Genomic DNA, 24,847 nt, shown 5'->3' with positions numbered 1-24,847 from the left:
TTATATATGGCCACATCTCTAACCCACTTTTGAACCATGATCCTATTTTCTATCTAATATCACAGGTCCAGGACCTTCTGCAGCCAATTTGTCTTCTTCATTATAGATTGGGCATTTATCCATCGATAAACACCCACAGCCAATACAGCTGCTTAATGAGTCTCGTAACCGTTCAAGGTAGGCAATGCGAGCATTGATATCATCCCGCCAACGACTTGATAACAGCTGCCAATCTTCTATTGTAGGCGTTCGATTATCTGGTAAAGAAGCAAATGCCTTCTTAATTTCCGCTAAACTAATCCCCATTTTCTGAGCTGCTTTTATCACAGAGATTCTACGCAAAACATCACGCTTGTAACGTCTTTGATTCCCTGTATTACGCCAACTACGAATTAAACCCTTTTCTTCATAAAAATGTAAGGTGCTGACCTTGATCCCACAGCGTTTAGCAACTTTTCCAACACCCCAAGTAGCTTGCTCCATGACACCTCCAAAATTTTTTTGAAGAATAGTAAAAAAAACACTTTACCTCAAGTTAACTTGAGGTTTTATTCTTAGTCTACACAAACCGTGATAGCAATTTCAAAGAGCGTTCTGTCTAGTTCTGATAGTAAGGACTATCGAACCAAGCAATACACTGGCAGTACGTTTTATTTACCATAAGGAGAACCTAATATGTATCTTGAGCATGTAAACCTGGTTGTATCCGACATTCCTAAGGTATTAACTTTTTACCAAGCAGCCTTTCCTCACTGGAAAGTTCGTACCGAAGGTAGTAGCGAATGGTATGGAAAGCCTCGCAATTGGCTGCATTTTGGTGATGATTATCACTACATAGCATTTAGTGATCATGGTGAAGGAAAAAACAGGGACTTAGAAGGTCATCAAGTCGGACTCGCCCACTTTGCTTATGTCACCAATAATATTGAAGCTACCATCTCACGACTTAAAAAAGCTGGTTTTGAAATCGCTAAAGATGGCGCTACAGAGCCTTATCGAAAAAATGTGTATTTCATCGACCCAGCAGGATACGAGGTGGAGTTTGTTGAATACCTTAGCGATACTCCAGAACAAAGAAATCTTACAACATAATACAGGTAGTGCATACATAACTCCACATAGCGAAATTCATAACAACTTTATGTATGCACCATTTACAATAGCTTAAAAAAAGGTGAGACCATGAAAATTTTAGCATTTGCGGCAAGTAATAGTAAAAACTCGATTAATCGACTATTAGCATTGTATACCGCCAGACAGGCCGATAATGCGTTAATTGAAACACTGGATATTAATGACTATGAAATGCCAATATTCAGTGAAGAAAGAGAAAAACAGCTAGGCACTCCCGAAGCCGCCCAAGCATTTTTCCATAAACTTGCTGAAGCAGATGCAATCATTGTCTCTTTTTCAGAACACAATGGCACCTATACAGCGGCTTTCAAAAACTTGTATGACTGGACCTCTCGTATTAATAAAGCATTTTTTGGCAATAAACCTACTCTTTTTCTCGCCACGTCGCCTGGTCCAAATGGAGCTAAAAGTGTACTGACTACTGCAGAAAAGTCAGCATCCTATATGGGCGCAAATCTGCAAGGTGCTATTTCTATCCCAAATTTTTTTGATAATTTTGACACCAAAAACAATCAGTTTATTAATTCGATATTTGAAAATAAAATCAAACAGTCTGTAATCCAGCTAGTCAATGCTACAGTGCTACCTTCCACTGCAGTTGAGGTTCAATAGCAATTGTATCCTTTAGTGATAACTCACCTCTAAGCTTCCTATAGCAGTAGAGCATCCTTGGTCTTTACTGCTCACAAATCTTTTGACACTTGTTCCAAATAGATTTTTCAAATCTTTATTTTTTACTATTTTTATATGTTTTTTAAACCCCTTTAAAGTAAGAACTTCTCCATCTGCTTAACTAGGGCCTGTTAACACTATTTGAATCACCACTGCCGTAGACTATTTTTTCGCCTAGCAAGGCACATTTTTAGCCTAGCAAGGCACAACGAATGCCGTGTAGTCATTCTACATAAATGACTTGTAACACCGCTAGGTGGAAAAATAATCACGGCCCGAAGGGTGATGACGGTGATATTCAAATAGTGTTAACAGGCCCTAAGAAGAGTATAAACGCAAAAACATATCAGTTGCATGCCTTGCACGAGCATGAATCATTGCTTTGCTGGGAGCGGGTTCCAGGTCAAGTAAACGACGAACTTGTGTGTCCCCAATCAATAATCCCAGAAAATCCTGTGCAGCCTGGGCAGAGTCCATAGTCTCCAACACGCCCCTACTCTGTAGCTGATTTAAGAGTTTAATAAATACTGGTAAGGTTGCATCTCGCCCTGCTTTGGCCAGAGTTATAGCCAATGATGGGTCTGCTTTCACCTCTGAGATTGCGGCTCGATTAATAGCTACAGCATTATCACTTAACAGCAGCTCCAATAAGGCACAACCAAACTCATTCAAGATGTTTTTAACAGTAGATTGAGATTCAAGATGTCTCTCCAAAACCGTTTTCACTGTTTCTGCATTACGCTTAATAACTTCTTCAAACAGACCTTTTTTGTCATTAAACCAGGCATATAGTGTCTCTTTCGATGCTGAGGCCTGCCGCGCAACCTGAAGCATACTGGCATTACGATACCCTCGCTCTGCAAGTACTTCAACAGCAATATCCAGTATTTCATCACGACGCTTATTGCGCAATTTTTCTTTCATTTCTGGTTTCCTTGGATCTACTTGACAACAACCGTACCATTGAGTACGGTAAAATACAACCGTACCCATAGGTACACATTCACGAGTTAAGCAAATCTTGAGGACTGAATTATGCTATTAAAAAAACCGCTCATTACTTTATTAAGCACTCTGCTGCTAGCTGCCTGCGTATTAACGTTCTTTTATAAAGTTACTGAAAGTTCAATTTCACACTATCAAATGCAGATAAGAGATATTGCAAAGGAAACCTCTGCGCCAAACTTCAACACATCAAAACTCAAAGAACTGCCTGAACCTGTTCAACACTATTTTAATTTTGTATTCCGTGAGCCTATTCCTGTTGCTTCCTATGTAGAAATGACTATGGAAGGCGCATTTAGGCGCCCACAGACTACATCCTTTTCGCCCACAACAGCAGAGCAAACTGCAGCAATTAAAGAACCAGCTTTTGTATTTTCTGCAACAACTGTCATGTTTCCTGGTATTTGGGCTCGGGCATTTGATGCTTTTGCAAAAGGCAAGATGGATATGAAAGCAAAAATACTTTCCACAATCACAGTAGTCGATGAAAAGGAAACCCCAGAACTTAATAAAACCTCTTTACAACGGTGGTTACTGGAAAGCCCATTATATCCCACAGCGTTATTACCTGGCGGCCCAGTTCAGTGGGAAGCCATAAATGAACAGCAAGCCAGGGCTATTGTTTCCAGCGATGGGTTGCAAGCATCACTAATAGCAACATTTCGGGAAGATGGAAGCTTAGCGAGCTTTCAAGCTGAAACTGATGGTGATTTAAATACACCTTACCATGGTTCCGGTGAACAAGTATTACGAAGTGACTACAGACTGGTATCTGGCATGATGATCCCTCATAAATTTAGTATTGCCAGAATAGCTAATGGGCAAAGCTTTCCTTTTTGGAAAGGACAAATCACATCGATCACATTTCATTAACTTAGGCTTTACCTGCCTAAGTTACCACTAGGTCATTATTTTTAGTGTCACTATCTTTATACAATAACAAAACAGCAATAGGCTAAAAATCTTTACAACGAATGCCTTAAGTGTATTTCAGGAATTTGCCATGTCTTCAATCCCACAAAATAGACAGGAATTATATCTGGCAGTTAAACAGACATATGAAAAAATTCTAGATGACTATTTAACCAACCATCCCAGATTCTTTAATACGCAAATGTCGTGTTAAAGATAACATTAAAGGCACTCAAATTAGTGTATGATTTCTTCATCATAATAGCGATTAATTACCCTCCATAAAAAATCTTACTCTATACCCTTCACGAATGATTTCTAGGTTTTGTTATCTTCACTCCTCACCCCAATCACCTATTAATATAAGCTCTATACAGCTATGTCATACTAATCAGCATTTAAAATAGTCGGAACGGAGGATAGCACAAAGTAAGTTTGCAATGTTTAGATTGGTTTGCGAAGCAGGTGGAGGGAACACCGTAAGCAGCAGAGACCAAGTATGGTCTTCTACTGTTTGAAGAACAAATTAATTCATGCTTTGCATAAGTACAATCTTGACTAATCCACTGTTTTCATTTGTCTGCCAATAATCCGCATAAATTCGATAATAAAGTGCAAGGCTCGCCGTACTTCAGGGTCATTTATTGCTCGAATAAGTTGAAATAAGCTCGGTGGTTCCTGTAGTTTTTCTGTATTTGCATTAGCCATGCGAATTGCGTTTCCTGTAGTCCAACTAAGCGCTAAAAGATCTTCACCTGTTTTACTTAGTTTTTCCAGCATAGCTTCATCCAGAAATTCAATATTATCAGAAATCAAAGATAACAGATCAACAATATTATCAAACCTTCCCATTTCAGCTAATGGTGAAATTTTTTCGATAATTTTATCCAAGCCCGCAGTATCAATGTTTTCTACTTTTCCTGTGCGAGATTCATCATCACGACTTGGTAAATCAGTGTTTTTTGCTTCAACGGTCATGTACATACCTCCTTGTAAAAATGACTGCGTTAAACCAAACCACGGGCAACAGCCCAATAAATTCCACGGTTAAAGGTTTTACGCATTAATCCACCCAACTTTGTAGGAGTGGCTACTTGTACATCACTACGATAGTCATACCAAAGAGGCATACCCGCTTCTAGCCCCATCTGTGCAACAGCCTGTACCTTTCCATCATAAATAGCAGAGGTATAACCTCGGCGCATTTCTGAAGCAATATTTTCTACTACTACGGGCGACTGGTTATGACAGCTCCCACCTGCTTTACTCACAGGTAAATCAACAGTATCACCCAACACATATACATTATCTGCACCATACATTTTTAATGTTTCATGATCTGTGGGCAGCCAGCCTTCATTATTTGCAGCTTGTGATACACCTGATTGAATGACTGCATCTACCGCTCGAATGGGCGGGGTAGCCATTAGAATATCAAATTCTTGTTTAGCGCCTTCTTTTGAGTATGCCACTTTTGCTTCAGGATCTACTTTATCCAGGGTAAAGCTGCGTTGATACTTAATATTTTTATTATCAAAAATCGTTGGTAATACATCACAGGTAGGTTTTTGTAAAAAAAGACAATTTCGTAGCAGCTGTGCAACTGTTGGATAACTGTAAATGATTTCAATGTGATCTCGTACTCCACGCTTGCGTAAATATTCATCAAGCATCAGCGTAGTTTCGATTGGTGCAATGCCACATTGATGAGGTACATTTGGGGTTTCTGGAAAAGTCACCGTAATAAAAATACGACCTTCTTTAATGGAACGTAGTTTTTCTGCAAGTTGTTTGGCCGGTGCTGTTTGGTAAAAATGGTCACCGGCTTCTTTTAGCCCTTCAATACGCTCAGGTGAAGGTACGCAACCAGTTGCAATCACAAGGTATTCATATTCATATTGTTTACCACTCTGGCAAACAACATGGTTTTTATTAAACTCAAACGCTATCACTTCATCCACTGAAAACTCTATTTCAGGGCGCAATAATGAACATTGTTTACGTCTTAATTCATGAGGATGATATGCATTAAAGGCAACATACATATTGGCAGGTTTGTATTCATGCCATGGAGAGTTAGATAACATCATTATCTCAACACTACCTGCCAAAATCTCAGGGTAAAACTTAACAACCAAGCTATTAGCTGTCATTGTTCCCCCAATCCCCCCTCCTACAACAAGGATACGTTTAGCCATAAAAAAGTCCTTTTTAGCCTACATTAGAAAGGCGAATCCTTCGCCTGTTAGAAAATATAACCAATATAAATATTATTTGAAAAAATCATCAACTGATAAGGTTTTACCTTGATCGCTACTTAAAACCGCTAGCGCTAAAAGTTTAATGACATCCAGTCCTTCTTGTGCAGTAACAGGTACATCATGGCCTTTTAAAATCGCATCGGCAATGGCTTGATAATAATTTTGGTAACAACCATCTTCAGTTGTGATGACTTCTTGCTGTTCTTCAGTGTACAAAACACCATATTGCTCAATATTATCCTTACCCCATTTCGAATTCATAACTCCTGGGCTTTCTAGAGGTTTTACCCCAGCTTTAAGCTGTTCTTCCTGCGGGTCTAAACCTAATTTAATAAAGGAACCTTTGGTGCCCTGAATTTGAAAACGAATATTGGGGGCTGCAGAATAAGGACTGCCATGCAATACCATTTCTAACTGAGGATAGTGTAATAACACATGAAAAAAGTCAGTTGTCGTAGAGTTATCTCGCAGAGGAATACACCGAGCGGTTATTGCTTGGGGCAAACCAAATAAACACAGTGCCTGATCCAATAAATGTGACCCCAAATCAAACCAAATACCTGTGCCTGGACCTGGTTGCTCACGCCAACGGTCTCTCACCAGTGGGCGGAACCGGTCATAATGGGATTCCACATAACGTACCGCACCTAACTTACCACTGCTAATCAGCTTCTTAACCGTGAGAAAATCACCATCCCAACGCCGGTTATGATACACCGAACAAATAACACCCTGTTGCTCAGCAAGTTTTACTAACGACTGCCCTTGTGCAATTTCTGACACCATCGGCTTTTCGATAACCACATGCTTTTTGGCTTGAAGACATGATGTTGCCAACTCATAGTGATATTGACTTGGTGCAGTAATTATCACTAACTCAGCATCAGAACTTTTTAGCAGCTCATTTACTTCAGTATAAACTTGAACACCAGGTAATTCTTTATTGACCTCATCAGGCTTACTGCTCTTAATGGCAACCAGCTCAAAATATTCACTGTTTATCAGAAAGGGAATATGAAATGTTTTTGCAGAATAACCATACCCGACAATTGCTGTTTTAATCGCCATATCTTAGTCCACAACTGACTCATTACATGTGGACTTACTTAAGCGCATCATTGCAGACTTACATAAATCCACTCATTTATTTGTTTGAAACATGAAGGATTCTACACTAAAGTTCTATTCCCTTTCTAACAAATGCTTAGGATGCGATTTGTTGTAGCTGTAAATCTTCATCAATTAACCGCCACTTCCGTACATAGTGAGTAATTTTCAAACCATCAAACACATAAAATTCATTATCTTTTTTAAAGTTGCCACGAACAATTGAACATGAAAAAGCCGGATCAACAACAAGGTCAACCCGGCTGGATGGAGGAGGCAAAGCACTGGTTACATCTTGCCATTGTTGCTGCATAAGGTGGACATTCTCCTTACTGTATATAGATACAGCTATTTTATCGGGTCCACTTTATTTATACAACCAGATCTGTATAGTTCTCCCCTTCACGATTAAATTTTAGTATTAAGCATCTTCATCTTTATGCTGTTAGTGAGCTAACTCAGCTTGCTTGCCTACTGGCGTCGAAGCAATCGACTGACGCAGCTGCTTAGCTGCATTCACCATTGCCGCTAAAGCAAGCTCACACTCCTCCCAATTGCGAGTTTTCAACCCACAATCAGGGTTAACCCAGAGTCGTTCAACAGGAATATACTTCATTGCCGCCTGCAAGAGCTTAACAATATCATCTGCTGTAGGCACACTGGGTGAATGAATGTCGTATACTCCAGGCCCAATTTCATTAGGATAACTAAAGGCTTCAAAAGCCGCCAATAGTTGCATTTTGGCGCGGGTGCTTTCAATCGTAATCACATCCGCATCCATTGCTGCGATATGCTCAATAATACTATTGAAATCGCTATAACACATGTGCGTATGAATTTGTGTAGTGGGCTTAGCGCCGGCAGAAGCGATACGGAAGGCACGTGTTGCCCAATGTAGATAATGAGCTTGTGCCGCTTTTTGTAAAGGCACCCCTTCTCTGAATGCAGGCTCATCAATTTGTACAATGTGAATACCTGCTTTTTCCAAATCCGCCACTTCATCACGGAGCGCAAGCGCAATCTGAAATGCACTGACTTCAGGAGCCACATCATCACGCGGATAAGACCACTGGAGAATAGTCACTGGTCCTGTCAGCATACCTTTCACAGGCTTGTTAGATAAAGACTGGGCGAAAGCACTCCAGCCTGCTGTCATCGGCTGTTGCCGTTCTACATCACCAATAACAATCGGTGGACGTACACAACGCGAGCCGTAACTTTGTACCCAACCATATTGTGTGGTAACAAAACCAGCTAATTGCTCAGCAAAATATTCCACCATGTCTGTTCGTTCTGGCTCACCATGCACTAAAACATCAAGATCCAGTGCTTCCTGTTTTTGAATAACAAATTGAATTTCTTTTTGTAAGGACTGGTGATATTGGGTTAAATCGATATCACCTTTGCGAAACTTTGCCCGCAACTGACGTATTGCAGAAGTTTGAGGGAATGAACCAATTGTGGTGGTTGGTAACAAAGGTAGTTGCAGCACTGCCCGCTGCACTTTAGCACGCTCAGCGTAAGGTTGTGAGCGTTGCTCCGCTTGAGCTGTTAGCGCAGCCAAACGCTTCTGCACTACAGGACGCACCGCAAGCTCCCGAGCTTGTAGCCCCTGATCAGAGATCGCAAGCTGATCAGCAATTTGTGCTTCACCTTCACGTAAGCCAAGGGCTAGTGCTGATAACTCATGTAACTTTTGAATCGCAAAAGCTAACCCTGGTTTAACCTTTGTATCCAATTGTGTTTCCAGCTCTAAATCAACAGGCACATGGAGTAATGAACAGCTAGGTGCTAGCCATAAATTATCACCAAAGGCCTGATAAACAGGTTTAAGTTTCTGCAACAACTGACGTAAATCGGCACGCCAGACACTCCGCCCATTAATAATTCCAACAGAAAGCACCTTATAGCGAGGTAAACGGTCTACCACACTGATTAACTGTTCTGGAGCTCGCACCACATCAATATGCAAACCTTCAACAGGTAAATTAACTGCACACGTTAAATTATCCCCTAGCCCCTCAAAATAGGTTGCCAATAAAATTTTGACCGAAGCCGTTTGTAAATGATGGTAGGTTTGCTCATATGCCTGACGCCAAGCCACCGGAAGATCCAAGGTCAACGCAGGCTCATCCAACTGTACCCAGTTAATACCCAGTTCAGCAAAATGCTGCAACAGCTGTCCATATGCTTCCAGCAGTGCAGGCAGCAAGCGTAATTTATCCCCGTGTCCTGTCACCTCACTCAGCCATAAGTATGAAACAGGGCCTACAATGACAGGCTTCACTTGATGACCCAACTGTTGTGCTTCTTTTATTTGCGCCAATAAGTCATCGACCTGTAATTGAAAACCCTGATCCTTCTCAAGCTCAGGCACAATGTAGTGATAATTTGTGTCAAACCATTTGGTCATTTTACATGCTGCCAACGTTTCTCCTTGCTGCTGGTAGCCTCGTGCCATGGCAAAATACTGAGTTAACCCCTTAGGTAGATGACGGAAGCGCTGAGGAATAACACCCAACCAATTGGACATATTAAGAACGTGATCATACCAGGCAAAGTCACCCACAGGCATTAGCTCAACACCTGCTTCAGCTTGCTGCTGCCATGCCTGCTCTCTTAAATTCTTACCTTCTGCCAGAAGTGCTTGCTCATTTATATCACCCCGCCAGAAGGCTTCAACGTGCTTTTTTAACTCCCGCTGTTTACCGATACGTGGGAATCCCAGGTTATGTACACTCATGATGTTCTCTTCTCATTGTCCAAAAGGTTATGGCCTAAACGCCATGCTTTCCGTAGATTGCGGCATCCATAGACATTAGTGTCAGTCAGAGATAAACTTGAAACAATCTCATTTTTTTTGACTTTAACATGAGAATTTCTAATAAATATGCTTGAACTACGCCACTTGAAAACCTTGTTAGCCTTATATGAATCTGGAAGTTTAGTGGCTGCAGCAGAGCGCTTACATGTAACGCAGTCAGCACTTTCTCACCAAATTAAAGATTTGGAAGATAAAATCAGTGCTTCACTTTTTGTGCGTAAAAGTCGGCCACTTCGTTTAACCACCGCAGGTTACAAATTGCTGCATCTCGCGCAAGATGTTGTGCCACAAGTAAAAGCGGTAGAACGTGAACTAGGTCGACTGGCCACCGGGGAAACAGGTCGACTCCACATCGCAATTGAATGCCATAGCTGCTATCAATGGCTGATGCCAACACTTAATCAATATCGTCAACACTGGCCAGATGTCGAATTAGACTTAGCCAGTGGATTTAATTTTGCACCATTACCCGCTCTCTGTCGTGCAGATCTGGACTTAGTTGTCACCGCAGATCCAGAACCTCTGGATGGTATTAGTTATATTCCGCTATTTCGTTATGAAAGTTTGCTGGCTTTACCTAAAGAGCATTCACTCACCAAAAAACGTTTTATTGAACCCCAGGATCTTGCCAGTGAAACATTAATTATTTATCCCGTCGAACAAGGACGTTTGGATATTTTTAAACAGTTTTTGGATCTGGCAGGCGTAGAACCAAAAGCCATTCGCACCTCAGAATTAACGCTCATGATGATTCAATTAATTGCCAGTGGCAGAGGGGTATGTGCTTTACCAAATTGGGCTTTAACCGAATATTTAGAAAAAGCCTATATCACGGCAAAACCTTTAGGAAAAGATGGTGTGTGGTCGACATTATATCTTGCGGTAAGAGATGACCAACTCAATGCACCCTATATGCAGGATTTTATTCTTACAGCCAAAGATACCTGCGTGGAAACACTACAAGGTATTACACTATTAAAATAATAATTATGAAAAAAAAGATAAAAAAAAGAGCTCTATCAAAGAGCTCTTACTCTAACAAGGAGATAAAAGAGAAAGTTCTAACTACAACCTCACTTTCACTCATATAGGGTAAATATCCACAGCAAATGGTTATTCACTGCCGATCTCGGCATTTCCTATAGAATGTCATCACATTGTCACAAAATTACCTGTTCACTTCTATGATAGCTTTGTAAATGTTGGAAACAATCTGTAATTAAATCAATAAGTTGAAATAAACGTTCTATTTAATTGCATTAAAAAATCTGTTTTTTTACATGAATGCAACACAAGCAGTGCATTTTGCCATTTATAACCTTCGTGTTGGTTATATTTGAAAAATAAGTTTTTTCTCTACTGGCGTCGAGGCCAGACAATACTAAAACGCGCTCCACCCATTTCACTGTGTCCCACTAATGCCCGTCCATTATGCCAATACACTATACGGCGCACGATGGATAAACCCAGTCCATACCCACCAGAAGCTCGGGTGCGACTATCATCCAGACGCGCAAACGCGGTAAAAACACGATCCCACTCATTTTCAGGGATACCTGGCCCATCGTCTTCAACATCAACCCGGCATGTTTCAGAGGTCACGGTATAACGCACAGTCACTTTTGTTTTTGCGTACCGCAAGGCATTACCCACCAGATTTTGTATAGCACGCTGCATATAACGACGCTCGACCTCTGCCCGCCGTTTAGGCTCAGATGCCGAACAAGGAATATGCTCCAGCGCAATACCATTTGCTAAAGCTAAATGCTCTTTAATAACTTGAGTAATGATCTCTTCAATATCCACCCGTTTAAAATGCAAAACAGGTGATCCTTGTTCCAGACTGGCATAGGTTAAAATTTCATCAACAAGGTGATCCAGCTCTTGGATATCCTTGTCCATACCTTCTAAATAATTTTCACGCTCATCTGTAGATTGCGCATCTTCAACCATCTGCAAACCAAATCTCAGCCGCGCTACAGGGGTTCTTAGCTCATGAGAAACACCGCGAATCATTTCTTGCTGAATACTCAACAAGCGTTGTATATGTGAGGCCATACCATTAAAGGCCCTTGCTAACCTACCCACCGAGTCTGATCCACGTACATTAACCCGAGCATCCAAGTCCCCTCTAGAAATTTTAGTAGCCGCTCGCTCCATTTTACGTAAGCGTTTTTCCAGACCTCTAACCAATATATAAATTGCTAGACTAATTGAAGAAAAAGCAAAGAGGCTAATGGTAAAAACCAGCTTAAAAGGATACATTTCCAAAAAGCGGATAGGCCCTACTTCCAACACCTGCTGAGTTTCATCTAACCCAACATTACTTCCACCTTCGAGACCTACAAATAATCTGATTGAACGTGCATCAGGCCCTAACAGCATCACCATGTGACCATCACGTAAACGCTGTAAATTTTGTGCTGATAAGCCACTGTCAGCTGCTCGATGATAAGAAAGAGGATAAGAAAACAACTGTTGTAATTCAGTGACCTGAGCTTGCCGCTGATGAAAAGGCATACTGATCAAGTGCTGTTTAATCAACATCACCGAGCCATACGCCAACTGTTCTGAAATAGTGGTTACCCTGCCGCGCAATAGCGTGTGTTCATCAACCATACTATATACATGTGCTTTATCTGGTTTCAACTGACTTACGACAACTTCCTTTTCCTTCAGGCGCGCTAAATCATTTTGACTTAATGCTGTTCGCTCAGCGTCAACCAGTACTAAGGGAATCCCTAATAAATGTTCTGCTTGTTGCAACAGTAATAACTGTAAATCTTCAGGCTTTCCTGCGAGCTGCATTGCCACCAGATTAAAAGTACCCTGTGCTACTGACTCTTGGTAATCCTGCAAACGAAAACTATTAATAATAGTTACAGCTAACCCCGATAACACTGCGACCAGAACCAGTGTGAATAACAGCCCACCATAAATACGTAAAAATATGCTGGTCACAAGCACTCCTAAAAGGAATTAAGGGTAATGAATAGAAGAAAATGAGCTCAACACTGACCTTTAACCCTGCTGTAATAGGGTGCACGCCAGATAGTTATAGGATACATTCCAAACAGAACGAGTGATCTTACACAATGACCTATTAACCACCAAAGTATACTCGTCTTTTAGTGATTACGCAGTGCCATAATCTTGCTTATGCGAACCTATATTCACTTGCCTATTTATAATGATTTTATACGCATCCTGTCTTAAAGTAAGGCTGAACAAATAGCAGCTAAGCACAAGCATTATTGAGCAATGATTATATTAAAATTTTGGTTTACCCAAATAAACAAAAACCAGACAAAACAATAATATTTGTCTGGTTTATATTGTCGGCAACTAACGTGCTTATCCGTATTTATAAACAAGTACAACTGGTTTCAAAGCATCTCTAAAAATTCACTTCTTTAAGAGATGCTTCATTACGCGATTACGCGTTAATCACACCAGCATCTTTAACAAATAAGTAGCCCTTGCTGCGTACTGTTTTTATTAATCTGGGGTGTATTGGGTCATCACCAATTTTGGGTCGAATTCGAGAAACGCGTACATCAATGGAGCGATCCTGGCCATCGTACTCAATGCCACGTAAAGCAAGAAAGATTTCTTCTCGGCTCAGAACACGCCCTGCATTACTGGCAAGTAACCACAGCAAATCAAATTCAGCGCTTGTCAGCTCAATACTTTCATCTCTCAGCCATGCTTCACGCATTGCATTATCAATGACTAAAGGCCCAAATACTAAGCGTGTCGTAGAGTCACTTGGTGTTACTGTCTCAACTAGCTCACCGGGTGAGCGACGGAGTAAAGCCCTAATTCGCGCCAAAAGCACCCGAGGCCTTACTGGTTTGGCAACATAATCATCAGCCCCCATTTCCAGTCCCAGCACTTGGTCTAAGTCATCAGTTCTTGCCGTTAGCATCAAAATAGGACCTTTATAGGCTGGCCGTAACCGACGACATATAGAAACACCATCCTCACCTGGCAGCATGAGGTCTAACACCACAAGATCGGGCGTTTCACTTAAAATACGGTCAACTGCTTTAGCACCATCACTTTCAACAGCAACACTCATACCGTTACTTTCGAGGTATTCCTTGGTGAGTGTGGCTAAACGCTCGTCATCTTCGACGATCAGTATACGACCAGTTTCTGAATGTTCCACAGTAACTCTTCCATCCTTCGCTGATGAGCTGCCATTTTACTGACACTAAAAATAGATCACTATTGCGTCATATAACTACTTTATGACGAGCTCAACAAAAAAAAACCTAATTTATTCACAAAGGTATCGTTATTACCTTAATAAGACAATTAGCACATGTTTGTTTGACTGAATTAATCAAATCACAAGATGTTCCCAAACATCTCTATCACGATGGTACTAACAAAACTATGACTCTTAAGGATAAACAATATTCATGTTTGGTAATAGCAGTATTGCAATTTTTATTAACTGTTTCATAGGCGATTTTCAGAGTATGTAGCCACTTACCTCACAGTTTACTCACACTTTATTCACAGGCTCTCCCCAGGATATTAAACTTGCATTAAACGCAAAACCGCATTATCTTGTGTTTAGTAGATTGAAAAACCCAATATCTAGTTTTTAATCGCTTTACACGATGTAACAAATTTTACTGAGCACACATCAGCGCCTAGCACAACAAATCATTAAGTAGAATATCTTGTTTGATAATGCAGCCAAGCGTTATCCAGCAGTCTTAGAGGTTTTCTCCCCTCTTTGTTGTCAACTGACACGGACCTTCTGTCACCCTACTGATTCATTGACTTACATTTGTAGTCAAGGCGTTGTTATGTGGATTTTTTTCGACCTGGTACTGCTTTATTAGGTAATTGGCTACATGAACAACAACCTTCTGGTTACCAAACGTGATGGGCGTAAAGACCCACTTGATCTTGAAAAAATTCACCGGGTTATTACCTGGGCGGCTGAGGGCTTAAATAATGTCTCTGTGTCACAGGTTGAGCTTAAGTCTCACATTCAGTTTTTCGATGGTATAAAAACCGCCGATATCCATGAAACACTTATCAAATCCGCTGCAGACTTGATCTCAACTGAGGCCCCAGATTATCAGTATTTGGCTGCCCGTTTGGCCATTTATCACTTACGCAAAAAGGCCTATGGCCAGTTTGAGCCTCCAACCCTGTATGAACATGTCTGCCGTGTTGTCGATCTAGGTAAATATGATCGCCACCTGTTGTCTGATTACACCAAGGAAGAGTTTGATCAGATGGACAGCTTTATCCAACATCAGCGGGACATGAACTTCAGTTATGCCGCCGTCAAACAGTTGGAAGGCAAATACCTCGTCCAAAACCGAGTCACTGGTGAATACTACGAAAGCCCTCAGTTTTTGTATATCTTAATAGGTGCTTGTCTATTTAGCCGTTATCCGAAAAAAACAAGACTGGATTATATTCAACGTTTTTATGATGCAGTTTCTTTGTTTAAGCTATCGCTACCTACACCTATTATGGCAGGTGTCCGTACGCCGACACGCCAATTCAGCTCATGTGTACTGATTGAGTGCGATGATTCATTAGACTCGATTAATGCAACGGCCAGCGCCATTGTAAAATACGTCAGTCAGCGTGCAGGGATTGGTGTTAATGCAGGACGTATTCGAGCACTGGGCAGTGCAATCCGTAGTGGTGAAGCTTACCACACCGGCTGTATTCCTTTTTATAAGCACTTTCAGACTGCGGTTAAAAGTTGCTCTCAGGGAGGCGTTCGTGGCGGCGCTGCAACCTTATTTTATCCCCTTTGGCATCTGGAAGTAGAATCGTTATTAGTACTTAAAAATAACCGTGGGGTTGAAGAAAACCGTGTTCGTCATCTTGATTATGGTGTCCAATTCAACCGACTGATGTATCAGCGCCTGATTAATGGTGAGCATATCACGCTGTTCAGCCCTTCTGATGTACCTGGTTTATATGATGCTTTTTTTGAGGATCAGGAAAAATTCGAGCAACTGTATGCCCAATACGAAAAAGATGAAAATATACGCAAACGTACTGTAAAAGCAGTTGAATTATTCTCATTGTTTGCCGCCGAGCGTGCCAGTACGGGTCGAATTTATCTGCAAAACGTAGATCACTGCAACACGCATAGTCCATTTGATGCGAAGCAAGCGCCTATTCGACAAAGTAATTTATGTTTGGAAATTGCATTACCCACTAAACCGTTAACACGAATTGACGACCCAGAGGGTGAAATAGCTCTGTGCACGTTAGCTGCATTCAACCTCGGCGCCATCGACAACCTCAATGAGCTTGAACCACTTGCAGACCTTATTGTCAGAGCGCTAGATAGCTTGCTTTCATATCAGGATTACCCGGTTCCTGCCGCCGAAAATTCCAGCTTAAATCGTCGCACTTTAGGTGTTGGTGTAATTAACTTTGCTTATTACTTGGCTAAACACAGTGTTAAATACTCTGATGGCTCTGCAAATGCATTAACACACCGTACGTTTGAAGCCATTCAATACTACTTACTGCAAGCCTCTAACAAGCTTGCCAAAGAGTTTGGTGCATGCCCTAAGTTTAACGAAACAACTTATGCAAAAGGTATCTTGCCTGTAGACACTTATAAAAAAGATGTTGATAGCATCTGTAGTGAGCCATTGCATTTAGACTGGGAGACATTACGCCAGGAAATCCGTGAGCATGGCCTACGTAACAGCACACTGAGTGCATTAATGCCATCAGAAACATCCTCACAAATCAGTAATGCCACTAACGGCATAGAGCCGCCACGAGGCTATATCAGCATTAAAGCCAGCAAAGACGGCATCTTAAAGCAGGTCGTTCCTGACTATCAAAATCTACAAGAAAACTATGAATTACTGTGGGATATTCCTAGCAATGATGGCTATTTACAGCTAGTTGCCATTATGCAGAAATTCATCGACCAAACGATCTCAGCCAATACCAACTACGATCCCAGTCGTTTTGAAGGCGGAAAAGTGCCTATGAAACTGCTGCTAAAAGATCTGTTAACCGCTTACAAACTTGGGGTGAAAACCCTTTACTATCACAACACGCGTGATGGTGCCAAAGACGCTCAAGATGATCTGGATGATGGTTGCGCAGGAGGTGCCTGTAAAATCTGATGAGTTAAGGCCAAAACCTTACCTCATTCCTTAAAAAGTATATCCACTGCGAATAATTTTTAAGAAACACACATAGCGTACAAGCAAGTACCGTGTTCTCTAAAAATTATTCGTGCTGGGTTCGCTTGAAAACAGGCCTGATGATCTCTATGAAATACACTACTTTTAATCGCGAACAGTTTGATGCTACCAAAGAACCCATGTTTTTTGGTAAACCCGTCAATGTCTCCCGCTATGATCAACAACGTTACCCTATTTTTGAAAAGCTCATTGAAAAACAGCTTTCATTTTTTTGGCGTCCTGAAGAAGTAGACCTCTCAATGGACCGTCGGGATTTTATGAGCTTACCCGAACATGAACAGCACATTTTTATTAGTAACTTAAAATACCAAACGCTATTAGACTCAATCCAAGGCCGCTCCCCCAACGTTGCACTCCTGCCACTGGTCTCTATTCCAGAGCTGGAAACCTGGATTGAAACCTGGTCATTCAGCGAAACTATTCATAGCCGCAGTTACACCCATATTATTCGTAACGTTTTGCCTCAACCAGCACAAATCTTCGACGATATTGTTGTCAATGAGGCTATTGGTAAACGGGCGACTGATATTACCCGTTATTATGATAACCTTATTGCCAGTACCAACTACTATTTGCAGCTTGGTCCAGGCCAACACACCATTAATGGTCAAACCGTCAAAATTTCGCTACGAGACATAAAGCGTAAGCTTTATTTAACGTTGATCGCGGTGAATGTACTTGAAGCCATCCGTTTTTATGTGAGCTTTGCCTGCAGCTTTGCGTTTGCTGAGCGGGCTAAAATGGAAGGCAATGCCAAAATCATTAAACTCATTGCCCGGGATGAAGCTTTGCACCTGACAGGTACACAGCACATGCTGCAAATTATGGCTGCAGGTGATGATGATCCTGAAATGGCAGAAATCGCTCAAGAAGTTCGCCCGCTAGCCGAAAAAATCTTTACCGATGCTGCCAGCCAGGAAAAAGAATGGGCTGGCTACCTGTTCAGGGATGGATCAATGATTGGCTTAAACAAAGATATTCTAAGCCAATACGTTGAGTACATCACCAATCAGCGAATGCAGGCTATTGGTTTTAATGCACCTTTTGAAACCAAGCAGAACCCTCTACCTTGGATGAATGCATGGCTTGTCAGTGATAATGTTCAAGTTGCGCCTCAAGAGGCTGAGATCAGCTCTTATTTAGTTGGTGCTATCGACAATGAAGTTGATAACAGCGACTTTTCTGGCTTTGATTTATAGCTTTAAACTTTTCCACTACTTGCAGATAACAAACCAGGTGCATATCTAAAGTACCTGGGAATGGATAAGGGTATTGTAATGATGCCCTATCCAACCTTGAAAATAGTATGCTACCCAGAAACCTGGCAAAGGCTACATCAACTAAAACAGTCTACATACTCCTAATGTCGCCATGGCAAAAATCATAAAAATACAAGACGAATTCAGTTTTATTCCCCGTAGCGAGCATACAATACTTGAAGCCTTAGAAGCACAGAATGTTGCAACTGAATACCAGTGTCGTCAGGGTTTTTGTGGTATTTGCCAGGTCACGTTATTGGATGGCGAGGTTGACTATATTGAAGAGCCTATTGCCTTTATAGGTAAAGGCAAAATACTTCCCTGCTGTTGTACCGCTAAAACAGATATCACCATAGAGCTTCCTTATCCAGCCTCCCCCACTGACACAGATATCGAGTAAACACCCACCTATAATCATAGGTCTTACACTGATATTGTCTTTCATCAATAATTTAATAGTTCGATCGTACAAAAAAACTTTACTTGCATCACATAAGTACATAGAATCCCTCAACTCAAAAACTTGTAAGTCAGTCCCAAAATTGACAAAACAAGTCTCGCATGCGGCCGCATAATTTTTATCAACACATTACCTTACTATTAAGAAGTAAGTGGGGGCTTTATTGTGTTTAAAAAGACACTTGCTGTAGCGAGCATTATCTCTACAACATTTATTTCTGGTTGCGCCAGTATTGTCAGTGAAGATGTTTATCCTGTGGCGATCAACAGCACACCAACTGCAAGTAAGTTTGTTATTCGTAACGAAGCAGGACAAACAATTCACCAAGGCTCAACACCAGAAACAGTAACACTCAATGCAGGAAATGGTTACTTTTCTGGAGCAGACTACACTATTACGTTCAGCCGTGAAGGTTACAATGATCTAACGGTTAATTTAGAAAGTTCTGTTGATGGCTGGTATTGGGGAAACATCCTATTTGGCGGTCTAATTGGCATGCTTATCGTTGACCCAGCAACAGGAGCAATGTACAAGCTACCAACTGAAGTCAATTCAGATCTATCACAAAATGCCAACCAGCTTAGCATTAGGACACTAGATACCGTTGCGCCTAATGATTTACCCAAGCTCGTTAAGCTGAACTAATGAGTTAAATTTACGTGATGTTCTACTTCAATTGCTTCTAGTAACAGGCTAAAAAGTCGAGCATCACGTAAAAGTCTATTAAATAGCGCTACTATCGTGCTGAACGAATTTCAACTCGATAGAAAATATCCTCACCATGAGTAAACAGGGATAACACTTCTCGCTGTTCATCCCAGCTTTGTTGCCAAAACTGTTTTGGTACATTAACAGAAAGCGTCCATCCCTCAGGGAAATGCCTACGCGCAGGTATATAAATTTCAGTTGGGCCAGTAATCCCCTTTGAAGTAGTAAACTCCAAAGTAAAATGTCGTTTATTCGCATCATAAAGATAAGTCTTAGGCTTGCCTGCTATGGCCCTTGGATAAATCCGCACCAACTCATCCACTAACACTGTTTCATTTCCATGCTGATCTGTAGGCGACCAACTACCTGGATCATTTGACCAAAGCGCCCACCCCGCTTGCATATAGTCAGCAAATTGCATCACATCTCGTATAAAACGTGCAGCGCCCTTCTGCTGAGGGCTAATACCAAACTCGCCAACCACAAGGGGCATTTGTTGATTATCCAACTCCCTGGCACGTGCTGATGCCCAGGACTTAAAGAGGGTTAAGTCACCATTATAATCTCCACCTTCATGCAACAAAGGGGGATAAAAGTGGGGGGCATAAACAAGTCGCTTCTCACCTTGGCGACTATCATTAATAACCGGCAATGCTGATGCAACACCAAAATTAACACCTAGTGCCTGTGGCTCAACAAAAATCCAAGTATCATTATCAACAGTCCTAATTTGCTGAATAACTCGCTCATAAAAAGGCTTCAACCAAACAGGTTCAAATAATGGCCAGGCAAGGCTTCCCCCATAAGGCTCATTCATTACATCATAGCCAATCACATTCGGCTCATCTTTAAAACGTTGTGCTACATGGCGCCACATAGCCGCATAATGGTCTTGCAAATAGCGATGGCTACCATCATAACGCCAAAAGTTATCAAATGAGCGGGTTACACCAGGTTCAAGGTAAGTAAGCCACCAAGGAGAGCGTGGTTGCGCAGATAAACCATCGGTAATAACCGCCCAGTCGGGGGCACCATCACCACCAAACTGTATGGCATACAAATCTTGATGCATATCCAATAAAACATACATCTTTTGTTGTTGATACCAACGGATACGCTCAGCGACTAAGTCTAAATAATGCTCATCATACACTCCAGGTGATGGCTCTATGGCATCCCAAAAAATCAGTAAACGGACAAAATTAAAGCCCCATTGCGTAGCTTCTCTTTCAATGTCTTCAGGTTGAACCCAAGGTAAACGTTGAGGGTGCTGCTTTGCACTACTACTGGTGTTTAATCCATGTAAAATCAGTGCCCGGCCCTGATCATCCGTGATATAGCGTGGTTTTTCTGCCACAATTTTACAGGCTGATAAGGTAACAATAAAAATCAATAAGAGAACTGAGTGCAACGCTCGCATGCTTTGCTCCTTGTAAGTATTATTTTTATTATTTAACAACGCCTACTTCCCCCAGCGACTAAATCATTCTTAATCGCAAGCTATAAAAATCGTTAAAAACTAAGGGTGATTTCTTGTCGAATAATACTCAATGTCGCAAAGGGAGATGATAATTAAATGAATGATTTAAAGTAGAACTCTTTAATTTAGCGTGAATAGCGATTTTATTTTGGTATTTAAACATTCACATATGGATAGACTAATTGGAAATTATTCCTTCATAAGCCTTTTACAGTCATAAATAATGCTGGCGTTTCAAAAATAATGCTGATTAACTGTAAGATAGTGGTTCTTAATAAACACAAGAGGGGCTAAACAAGCCCCCTATAATAACAATAAGAATAGGGCATTCTTAAACATACCATTTTGCTGTATTGGCATTACTAGCACTTCAGTCGCACATTTATGTAAAGCCAGCTTACCTAAGGTGCTATTACCAGATATTTGTAAAAACCATTGATGGATGCCCCAATACGAGAACAACAGGGATCTAGAAATGATAAAGATTATCAACTACAAACCTTTGTCACGTTTAAAACAGTACTTTACCCTGACCTATACCCCTTTCGCTGGAAAAATAAGCAGATTCCACCATTGTTTTTATTTGCTTCTTGCCTATCCTGGTGGAAATTCCAGCAGGTACAATAGATACAGCTTGTGCAGACGGGTCGTTTAACCTCATGGTGATGACTAACTGATTATGAAGGTGGCTGAAAATCAAATCATGAGACTCAGCAACCAGCATGGCCAGAGGTTTACGAACAGAATGCACTGGGGTTTGCGTTAAGCATGTTGCTTTACCCAAGTAACTCGCAGAAACAGCCTGATCAACCCACAGGCTAGGTAGTAATTGAGTGTGGCTTATCCAACATATTCAGTACTCTGTTTCGTAATCCTCAGTCATGGATCAGTCAATCGGGCATATTGGCAAGATAATCAAGCATTGACATCGTGCTAAGGCACAAAGCAGATGCGTTTGATGTTAAAGCAATAGCCCATGAGCAAGTAGTCCATTAGAAACTGAACATAGATTGATAGGGTTCATTCGTGAATAGTAAGTTAAAAAGTTTCGACATCATTGCTGTCGGTTTAATGACATTTGCCCTGTTTCTGGGGGCTGGTAATTTAATCTTCCCTCCTGCCTTAGGACAAATGGCTGGTACAGATTTAGCCGTAGCGATCTTTGGCTTTCTTCTAACAGGTGTTGGGTTACCCCTCTTAGGACTCGTCGCTGCCGCGAGGATGAATGGAGGCCTAACAGAGCTTACTCAAGACCTTCCTTTTAAAGTCTCTGTTGCTTTAGGTTTAGCCATATATCTAATTATCGGTCCTTTCTTCGCATCCCCAAGAACAGCCGTCGTAGCATTTGAAATGAGTGTAAAAACCATTTCAGACAGCCAGGCTGCTCTTCCCATATACTCTGTTGTCTATTTTGGCATCACATTGGCTTTAGCGCTCTTCCCAGGAAAGTTGGTTGATTCTATTGGTAAAATTATCACCCCCTTACTGGTGCTGGTGATTGCAGCCATTGCGCTTGGCACTGTGTTTGCGCCACAAGGTCCACTGGGTGCACCAAGTGAAACTCTAGCAGCCCCCTTTTCCCATGGCTTTAAAGAAGGCTATTTGACCATGGATGCTCTGGGCGGTTTGGCATTTGGTATCGTCATTATTACGGCTCTTCGTGATAAAGGCGTTTCTGAGCGTCGCTATCTCACTCGCTATACCATCTATGCAGGTCTGATTGCAGCACTAGGTCTATCACTGGTCTATATTTCCCTTGGCTACCTAGGAGCCACCAGCCAGTTAATTGCAAGTAATGCCGCGAGCGGTGGTGAGATTATTCAAATTTACACCAATGCAATCTACGGTGATGCAGGTAACATCATTCTTGGTTTAACCATTACCCTGGCCTGTTTAAGTACGGCTGTTGGACTGATGACGGCTTGTGGTGAATATTTCCATAAAACATTCCCACAGCTATCCTATCGCACCTATGTCATTATCTTTACTGTAATGAGTGGCATTATTGCGAATGTGGGCTTAAGCCAATTAATTACACTGTCTATCCCTGTACTGTTTTTCATTTACCCACTGGCGATTGCCATTATCTTCTTATGCCTGATGCGTCCACTGTTTAACCGTCCGCGGGTTGTCTTCAGTTGCACGCTACTTGCAGTACTTCCAGTCAGTCTGTTTGAAGGTGTCAAAGCCGCTGACGCCAGCCTGGTAACGCCAATGATTGATGTATACAGCTCACTACCTTTCCATGCTCAAGGCTTAGCTTGGGTTGTGCCTGGTATCGCTGGGTTACTAATAGGCTTTATCATCAGCCACCTTATGAGATCCAGTGAGCAAGCTGAGGCTGCAGCAGCATAAATAGCGTTATCTTTACTTACAGCCTTTTCTCAGGCAATTAAGCAACGTGCTTATTTGCCTGAGTATCTTCAAACACTCAATATCACCCCTCCCTACACCTTCTTCTCTCTCAGTGCATGCTACATTACGATTTGTCTTCATTGCTTTTTAAATGAACTGACTCACACGACAGTGTTGAAGGGTCCGCTATAATCCATGACCTAATCTACTTTAAATGAGATTTTTTAATCATGAAGTATATGGCAAATAGTATAAAGGCACTTAGCCTGGCAGCAATCACTTCACTATTGCTAACAGGCTGCAACAAGGTTACGCAAGAGAACTTTGAAAAAATTGAAGTGGCAATGGCTTATAGCGATGTCACCACGATTCTTGGAGAGCCAGATAACTGTGAATCCCTCTCCCTGTTTAAAAACTGTTTTTGGGGTGATAATAAAAAACAGATCAGTATCAAATTTGTGGATGATAAAGTCACATTAAAAACCAGCAAAGGGCTTACCCCATAAATAACTAATAAGAGGCCATTGGCCTCAACCTTCGAACTTTTTCTGAAAACTTAATTTTTTAACACCGTCAATTATTCATTAGAGCTTGGCAGCTCTTTTCTAACTTGCCCACAACCTCTTTATTAATGCGATGTTTGACCTGTTTAATTGCGCAGTTTAGTGCAGGTATTAGTTTTTTATGCTTTTTATTTAAATAGTGAAAAATAATGATTTCCTGTAACGGTGGTTGAAGTACTTTTATTCCTTTTACGCCTGAAAGCGCTAAATTATTTGATTCATGAATTGCTACAACATCCACCCTATCCGCCTCAAGCGCTTTAAACAACTGGGTGCCAAAAGAGCCTAATAACACACGCTTCATCCCTTTTGTTCCATACTCAGCGTATTTAGCTCCCCTTAAAACGCCTACACGGTATGGCTTTAAGCTTTTCCAGCCATCGATTTTTATATCAAGCTTTTTCGTGTAAGCGAGTACCTTCAAGCTAAACAAAGGTTCAGACACCATTACAAGATTAGGATACACTTTCTCCATCCCCGCAATCCGCCCACCCTCACCATCAGCCAACCCTGAGTTTACAGCCTCAAGTGAACGCTTATTTGGTAACAGTCGCAGATCAATCTCCATGCCAAGCTCAGCATACGCATCTACCAATACTTGCTTCATCAAGCGTACGTGGTTTTTGTCCTGATCATTCAGCGTTACCAAAACAAATGGCTCTGCAGCATTCACCTTTGAGAAAAGGCCAACGCAAAACCACATGAAAGCCAATCGCCACACTACAGCTTTAAGCATGAAACCGCCTTACTAACAAAAATCATCAAACTCTGAAAAATGGGTTAGTTTAATAATAGTTGCTATACAGTTTCTTTTTAAAAAATACGTCAGCAGAGTATTGTTGACTGCGTTTTTTGGACACATAAAAAAACCCAGCACAATGGCT

Annotated in this window: 22 protein-coding genes; 10 read left to right on the top strand and 12 right to left on the bottom strand. The window is 41.3% G+C overall.

What is annotated here, in order from left to right; genetic code table 11:
* Window positions 1-42 precede the first annotated feature (42 nt).
* Complete coding sequence (gene soxR, locus KHS79_RS01800; RefSeq protein ID WP_212716163.1) at window positions 43-483, bottom strand: redox-sensitive transcriptional activator SoxR; 441 nt, start codon at window positions 481-483, stop codon at window positions 43-45.
* Between the two features lie 192 nt (window positions 484-675).
* Here soxR and KHS79_RS01795 point away from each other — a divergent pair, with 192 nt between their 5' ends.
* On the top strand, window positions 676-1,092 hold the full coding sequence (locus KHS79_RS01795) for a VOC family protein (RefSeq protein WP_027710133.1): 417 nt from the start codon (window positions 676-678) through the stop codon (window positions 1,090-1,092).
* Window positions 1,093-1,182: 90 nt separating this feature from the next.
* Window positions 1,183-1,746: an NADPH-dependent FMN reductase gene (locus tag KHS79_RS01790; protein ID WP_212716161.1), complete on the top strand. Its 564-nt coding sequence runs from the start codon at window positions 1,183-1,185 to the stop codon at window positions 1,744-1,746.
* Between the two features lie 378 nt (window positions 1,747-2,124).
* Here the strand turns inward: KHS79_RS01790 and KHS79_RS01785 are convergent, their stop codons facing one another.
* Entirely contained in the window at window positions 2,125-2,730 is a 606-nt protein-coding gene (locus KHS79_RS01785) for a TetR/AcrR family transcriptional regulator (protein ID WP_212716158.1), read from the bottom strand.
* A 111-nt stretch (window positions 2,731-2,841) separates the two neighbouring features.
* Here KHS79_RS01785 and KHS79_RS01780 point away from each other — a divergent pair, with 111 nt between their 5' ends.
* Window positions 2,842-3,684 (top strand): DUF6920 family protein, encoded by an 843-nt coding sequence (locus tag KHS79_RS01780; RefSeq protein WP_212716157.1) that lies wholly within the window; start codon window positions 2,842-2,844, stop codon window positions 3,682-3,684.
* A gap of 597 nt (window positions 3,685-4,281) precedes the next feature.
* On the opposite strand, the gene KHS79_RS01775 is transcribed toward KHS79_RS01780, so the two are convergent.
* The 5 genes from KHS79_RS01775 to metE form a co-directional block, all read right to left on the bottom strand.
* Window positions 4,282-4,701 (bottom strand): DUF1641 domain-containing protein, encoded by a 420-nt coding sequence (locus tag KHS79_RS01775; RefSeq protein WP_094788193.1) that lies wholly within the window; start codon window positions 4,699-4,701, stop codon window positions 4,282-4,284.
* A gap of 29 nt (window positions 4,702-4,730) precedes the next feature.
* Window positions 4,731-5,921, bottom strand: coding sequence for an NAD(P)/FAD-dependent oxidoreductase (locus tag KHS79_RS01770; protein WP_212716155.1), 1,191 nt, complete (start codon window positions 5,919-5,921; stop codon window positions 4,731-4,733).
* Window positions 5,922-5,993: 72 nt separating this feature from the next.
* Window positions 5,994-7,052 (bottom strand): oxidoreductase, encoded by a 1,059-nt coding sequence (locus KHS79_RS01765; RefSeq protein ID WP_212716153.1) that lies wholly within the window; start codon window positions 7,050-7,052, stop codon window positions 5,994-5,996.
* Window positions 7,053-7,188: 136 nt separating this feature from the next.
* Entirely contained in the window at window positions 7,189-7,404 is a 216-nt protein-coding gene (locus KHS79_RS01760) for a hypothetical protein (RefSeq protein WP_212716151.1), read from the bottom strand.
* A gap of 132 nt (window positions 7,405-7,536) precedes the next feature.
* On the bottom strand, window positions 7,537-9,834 hold the full coding sequence (gene metE, locus KHS79_RS01755) for a 5-methyltetrahydropteroyltriglutamate--homocysteine S-methyltransferase (protein WP_212716149.1): 2,298 nt from the start codon (window positions 9,832-9,834) through the stop codon (window positions 7,537-7,539).
* Window positions 9,835-9,981: 147 nt separating this feature from the next.
* Between metE and KHS79_RS01750 the strand changes: the two genes are divergently transcribed.
* A complete protein-coding gene (locus KHS79_RS01750) occupies window positions 9,982-10,899 on the top strand; it encodes a LysR family transcriptional regulator (RefSeq protein WP_027709394.1) in 918 nt (305 codons plus the stop codon).
* Between the two features lie 372 nt (window positions 10,900-11,271).
* Here KHS79_RS01750 and KHS79_RS26220 read toward each other — a convergent pair whose 3' ends face one another.
* Both KHS79_RS26220 and KHS79_RS01740 read right to left on the bottom strand, forming a co-directional pair.
* Entirely contained in the window at window positions 11,272-12,876 is a 1,605-nt protein-coding gene (locus KHS79_RS26220) for an ATP-binding protein (protein WP_094788198.1), read from the bottom strand.
* A gap of 475 nt (window positions 12,877-13,351) precedes the next feature.
* Entirely contained in the window at window positions 13,352-14,086 is a 735-nt protein-coding gene (locus tag KHS79_RS01740) for a response regulator (protein ID WP_027709392.1), read from the bottom strand.
* Window positions 14,087-14,786: 700 nt separating this feature from the next.
* Between KHS79_RS01740 and nrdA the strand changes: the two genes are divergently transcribed.
* From nrdA to KHS79_RS01720, 4 genes are all read left to right on the top strand, one after another.
* Window positions 14,787-17,057: a class 1a ribonucleoside-diphosphate reductase subunit alpha gene (nrdA, locus tag KHS79_RS01735; protein ID WP_212716147.1), complete on the top strand. Its 2,271-nt coding sequence runs from the start codon at window positions 14,787-14,789 to the stop codon at window positions 17,055-17,057.
* A 149-nt stretch (window positions 17,058-17,206) separates the two neighbouring features.
* Complete coding sequence (gene nrdB, locus KHS79_RS01730) at window positions 17,207-18,337, top strand: class Ia ribonucleoside-diphosphate reductase subunit beta (protein WP_212716138.1); 1,131 nt, start codon at window positions 17,207-17,209, stop codon at window positions 18,335-18,337.
* Window positions 18,338-18,509: 172 nt separating this feature from the next.
* A complete protein-coding gene (gene yfaE / locus KHS79_RS01725; RefSeq protein WP_212716137.1) occupies window positions 18,510-18,797 on the top strand; it encodes a class I ribonucleotide reductase maintenance protein YfaE in 288 nt (95 codons plus the stop codon).
* Between the two features lie 225 nt (window positions 18,798-19,022).
* A complete protein-coding gene (locus tag KHS79_RS01720; protein WP_094788201.1) occupies window positions 19,023-19,502 on the top strand; it encodes a hypothetical protein in 480 nt (159 codons plus the stop codon).
* Window positions 19,503-19,593: 91 nt separating this feature from the next.
* Here the strand turns inward: KHS79_RS01720 and KHS79_RS01715 are convergent, their stop codons facing one another.
* On the bottom strand, window positions 19,594-20,985 hold the full coding sequence (locus KHS79_RS01715; RefSeq protein WP_212716135.1) for a cellulase family glycosylhydrolase: 1,392 nt from the start codon (window positions 20,983-20,985) through the stop codon (window positions 19,594-19,596).
* 571 nt (window positions 20,986-21,556) lie between these two features.
* Complete coding sequence (locus KHS79_RS01710) at window positions 21,557-21,829, bottom strand: hypothetical protein (protein ID WP_212716133.1); 273 nt, start codon at window positions 21,827-21,829, stop codon at window positions 21,557-21,559.
* A gap of 242 nt (window positions 21,830-22,071) precedes the next feature.
* Here KHS79_RS01710 and brnQ point away from each other — a divergent pair, with 242 nt between their 5' ends.
* Window positions 22,072-23,400, top strand: a complete 1,329-nt coding sequence (brnQ, locus tag KHS79_RS01705) for a branched-chain amino acid transport system II carrier protein (protein WP_212716131.1) — start codon at window positions 22,072-22,074, stop codon at window positions 23,398-23,400.
* A gap of 230 nt (window positions 23,401-23,630) precedes the next feature.
* A complete protein-coding gene (locus KHS79_RS01700; protein WP_212716129.1) occupies window positions 23,631-23,906 on the top strand; it encodes a hypothetical protein in 276 nt (91 codons plus the stop codon).
* A 67-nt stretch (window positions 23,907-23,973) separates the two neighbouring features.
* On the opposite strand, the gene KHS79_RS01695 is transcribed toward KHS79_RS01700, so the two are convergent.
* On the bottom strand, window positions 23,974-24,699 hold the full coding sequence (locus KHS79_RS01695) for a substrate-binding periplasmic protein (RefSeq protein ID WP_212716127.1): 726 nt from the start codon (window positions 24,697-24,699) through the stop codon (window positions 23,974-23,976).
* Between the last annotated feature and the right edge of the window lie 148 nt (window positions 24,700-24,847).

This window comes from Zooshikella ganghwensis (assembly GCF_018263875.1).
Classification (GTDB): Bacteria; Pseudomonadota; Gammaproteobacteria; order Pseudomonadales; family Zooshikellaceae; genus Zooshikella; species Zooshikella ganghwensis.
The sequence above is the reverse complement of the archived record's forward strand: the minus strand, read 5'-3'. Positions and strand labels throughout refer to the sequence as shown.

What these genes read in the sequence shown, in the direction of transcription:
- soxR (WP_212716163.1), bottom strand. Translation starts at nt 483, where the DNA reads ATGGAGCAAGCTACTTGGGGTGTTGGAAAAGTTGCTAAACGCTGTGGG.
- KHS79_RS01795 (WP_027710133.1), top strand. Translation starts at nt 676, where the DNA reads ATGTATCTTGAGCATGTAAACCTGGTTGTATCCGACATTCCTAAGGTA.
- KHS79_RS01790 (WP_212716161.1), top strand. Translation starts at nt 1,183, where the DNA reads ATGAAAATTTTAGCATTTGCGGCAAGTAATAGTAAAAACTCGATTAAT.
- KHS79_RS01785 (WP_212716158.1), bottom strand. Translation starts at nt 2,730, where the DNA reads ATGAAAGAAAAATTGCGCAATAAGCGTCGTGATGAAATACTGGATATT.
- KHS79_RS01780 (WP_212716157.1), top strand. Translation starts at nt 2,842, where the DNA reads ATGCTATTAAAAAAACCGCTCATTACTTTATTAAGCACTCTGCTGCTA.
- KHS79_RS01775 (WP_094788193.1), bottom strand. Translation starts at nt 4,701, where the DNA reads ATGACCGTTGAAGCAAAAAACACTGATTTACCAAGTCGTGATGATGAA.
- KHS79_RS01770 (WP_212716155.1), bottom strand. Translation starts at nt 5,921, where the DNA reads ATGGCTAAACGTATCCTTGTTGTAGGAGGGGGGATTGGGGGAACAATG.
- KHS79_RS01765 (WP_212716153.1), bottom strand. Translation starts at nt 7,052, where the DNA reads ATGGCGATTAAAACAGCAATTGTCGGGTATGGTTATTCTGCAAAAACA.
- KHS79_RS01760 (WP_212716151.1), bottom strand. Translation starts at nt 7,404, where the DNA reads ATGCAGCAACAATGGCAAGATGTAACCAGTGCTTTGCCTCCTCCATCC.
- metE (WP_212716149.1), bottom strand. Translation starts at nt 9,834, where the DNA reads ATGAGTGTACATAACCTGGGATTCCCACGTATCGGTAAACAGCGGGAG.
- KHS79_RS01750 (WP_027709394.1), top strand. Translation starts at nt 9,982, where the DNA reads ATGCTTGAACTACGCCACTTGAAAACCTTGTTAGCCTTATATGAATCT.
- nrdA (WP_212716147.1), top strand. Translation starts at nt 14,787, where the DNA reads ATGAACAACAACCTTCTGGTTACCAAACGTGATGGGCGTAAAGACCCA.
- nrdB (WP_212716138.1), top strand. Translation starts at nt 17,207, where the DNA reads ATGAAATACACTACTTTTAATCGCGAACAGTTTGATGCTACCAAAGAA.
- yfaE (WP_212716137.1), top strand. Translation starts at nt 18,510, where the DNA reads ATGGCAAAAATCATAAAAATACAAGACGAATTCAGTTTTATTCCCCGT.
- KHS79_RS01715 (WP_212716135.1), bottom strand. Translation starts at nt 20,985, where the DNA reads ATGCGAGCGTTGCACTCAGTTCTCTTATTGATTTTTATTGTTACCTTA.
- KHS79_RS01700 (WP_212716129.1), top strand. Translation starts at nt 23,631, where the DNA reads ATGAAGTATATGGCAAATAGTATAAAGGCACTTAGCCTGGCAGCAATC.
- KHS79_RS01695 (WP_212716127.1), bottom strand. Translation starts at nt 24,699, where the DNA reads ATGCTTAAAGCTGTAGTGTGGCGATTGGCTTTCATGTGGTTTTGCGTT.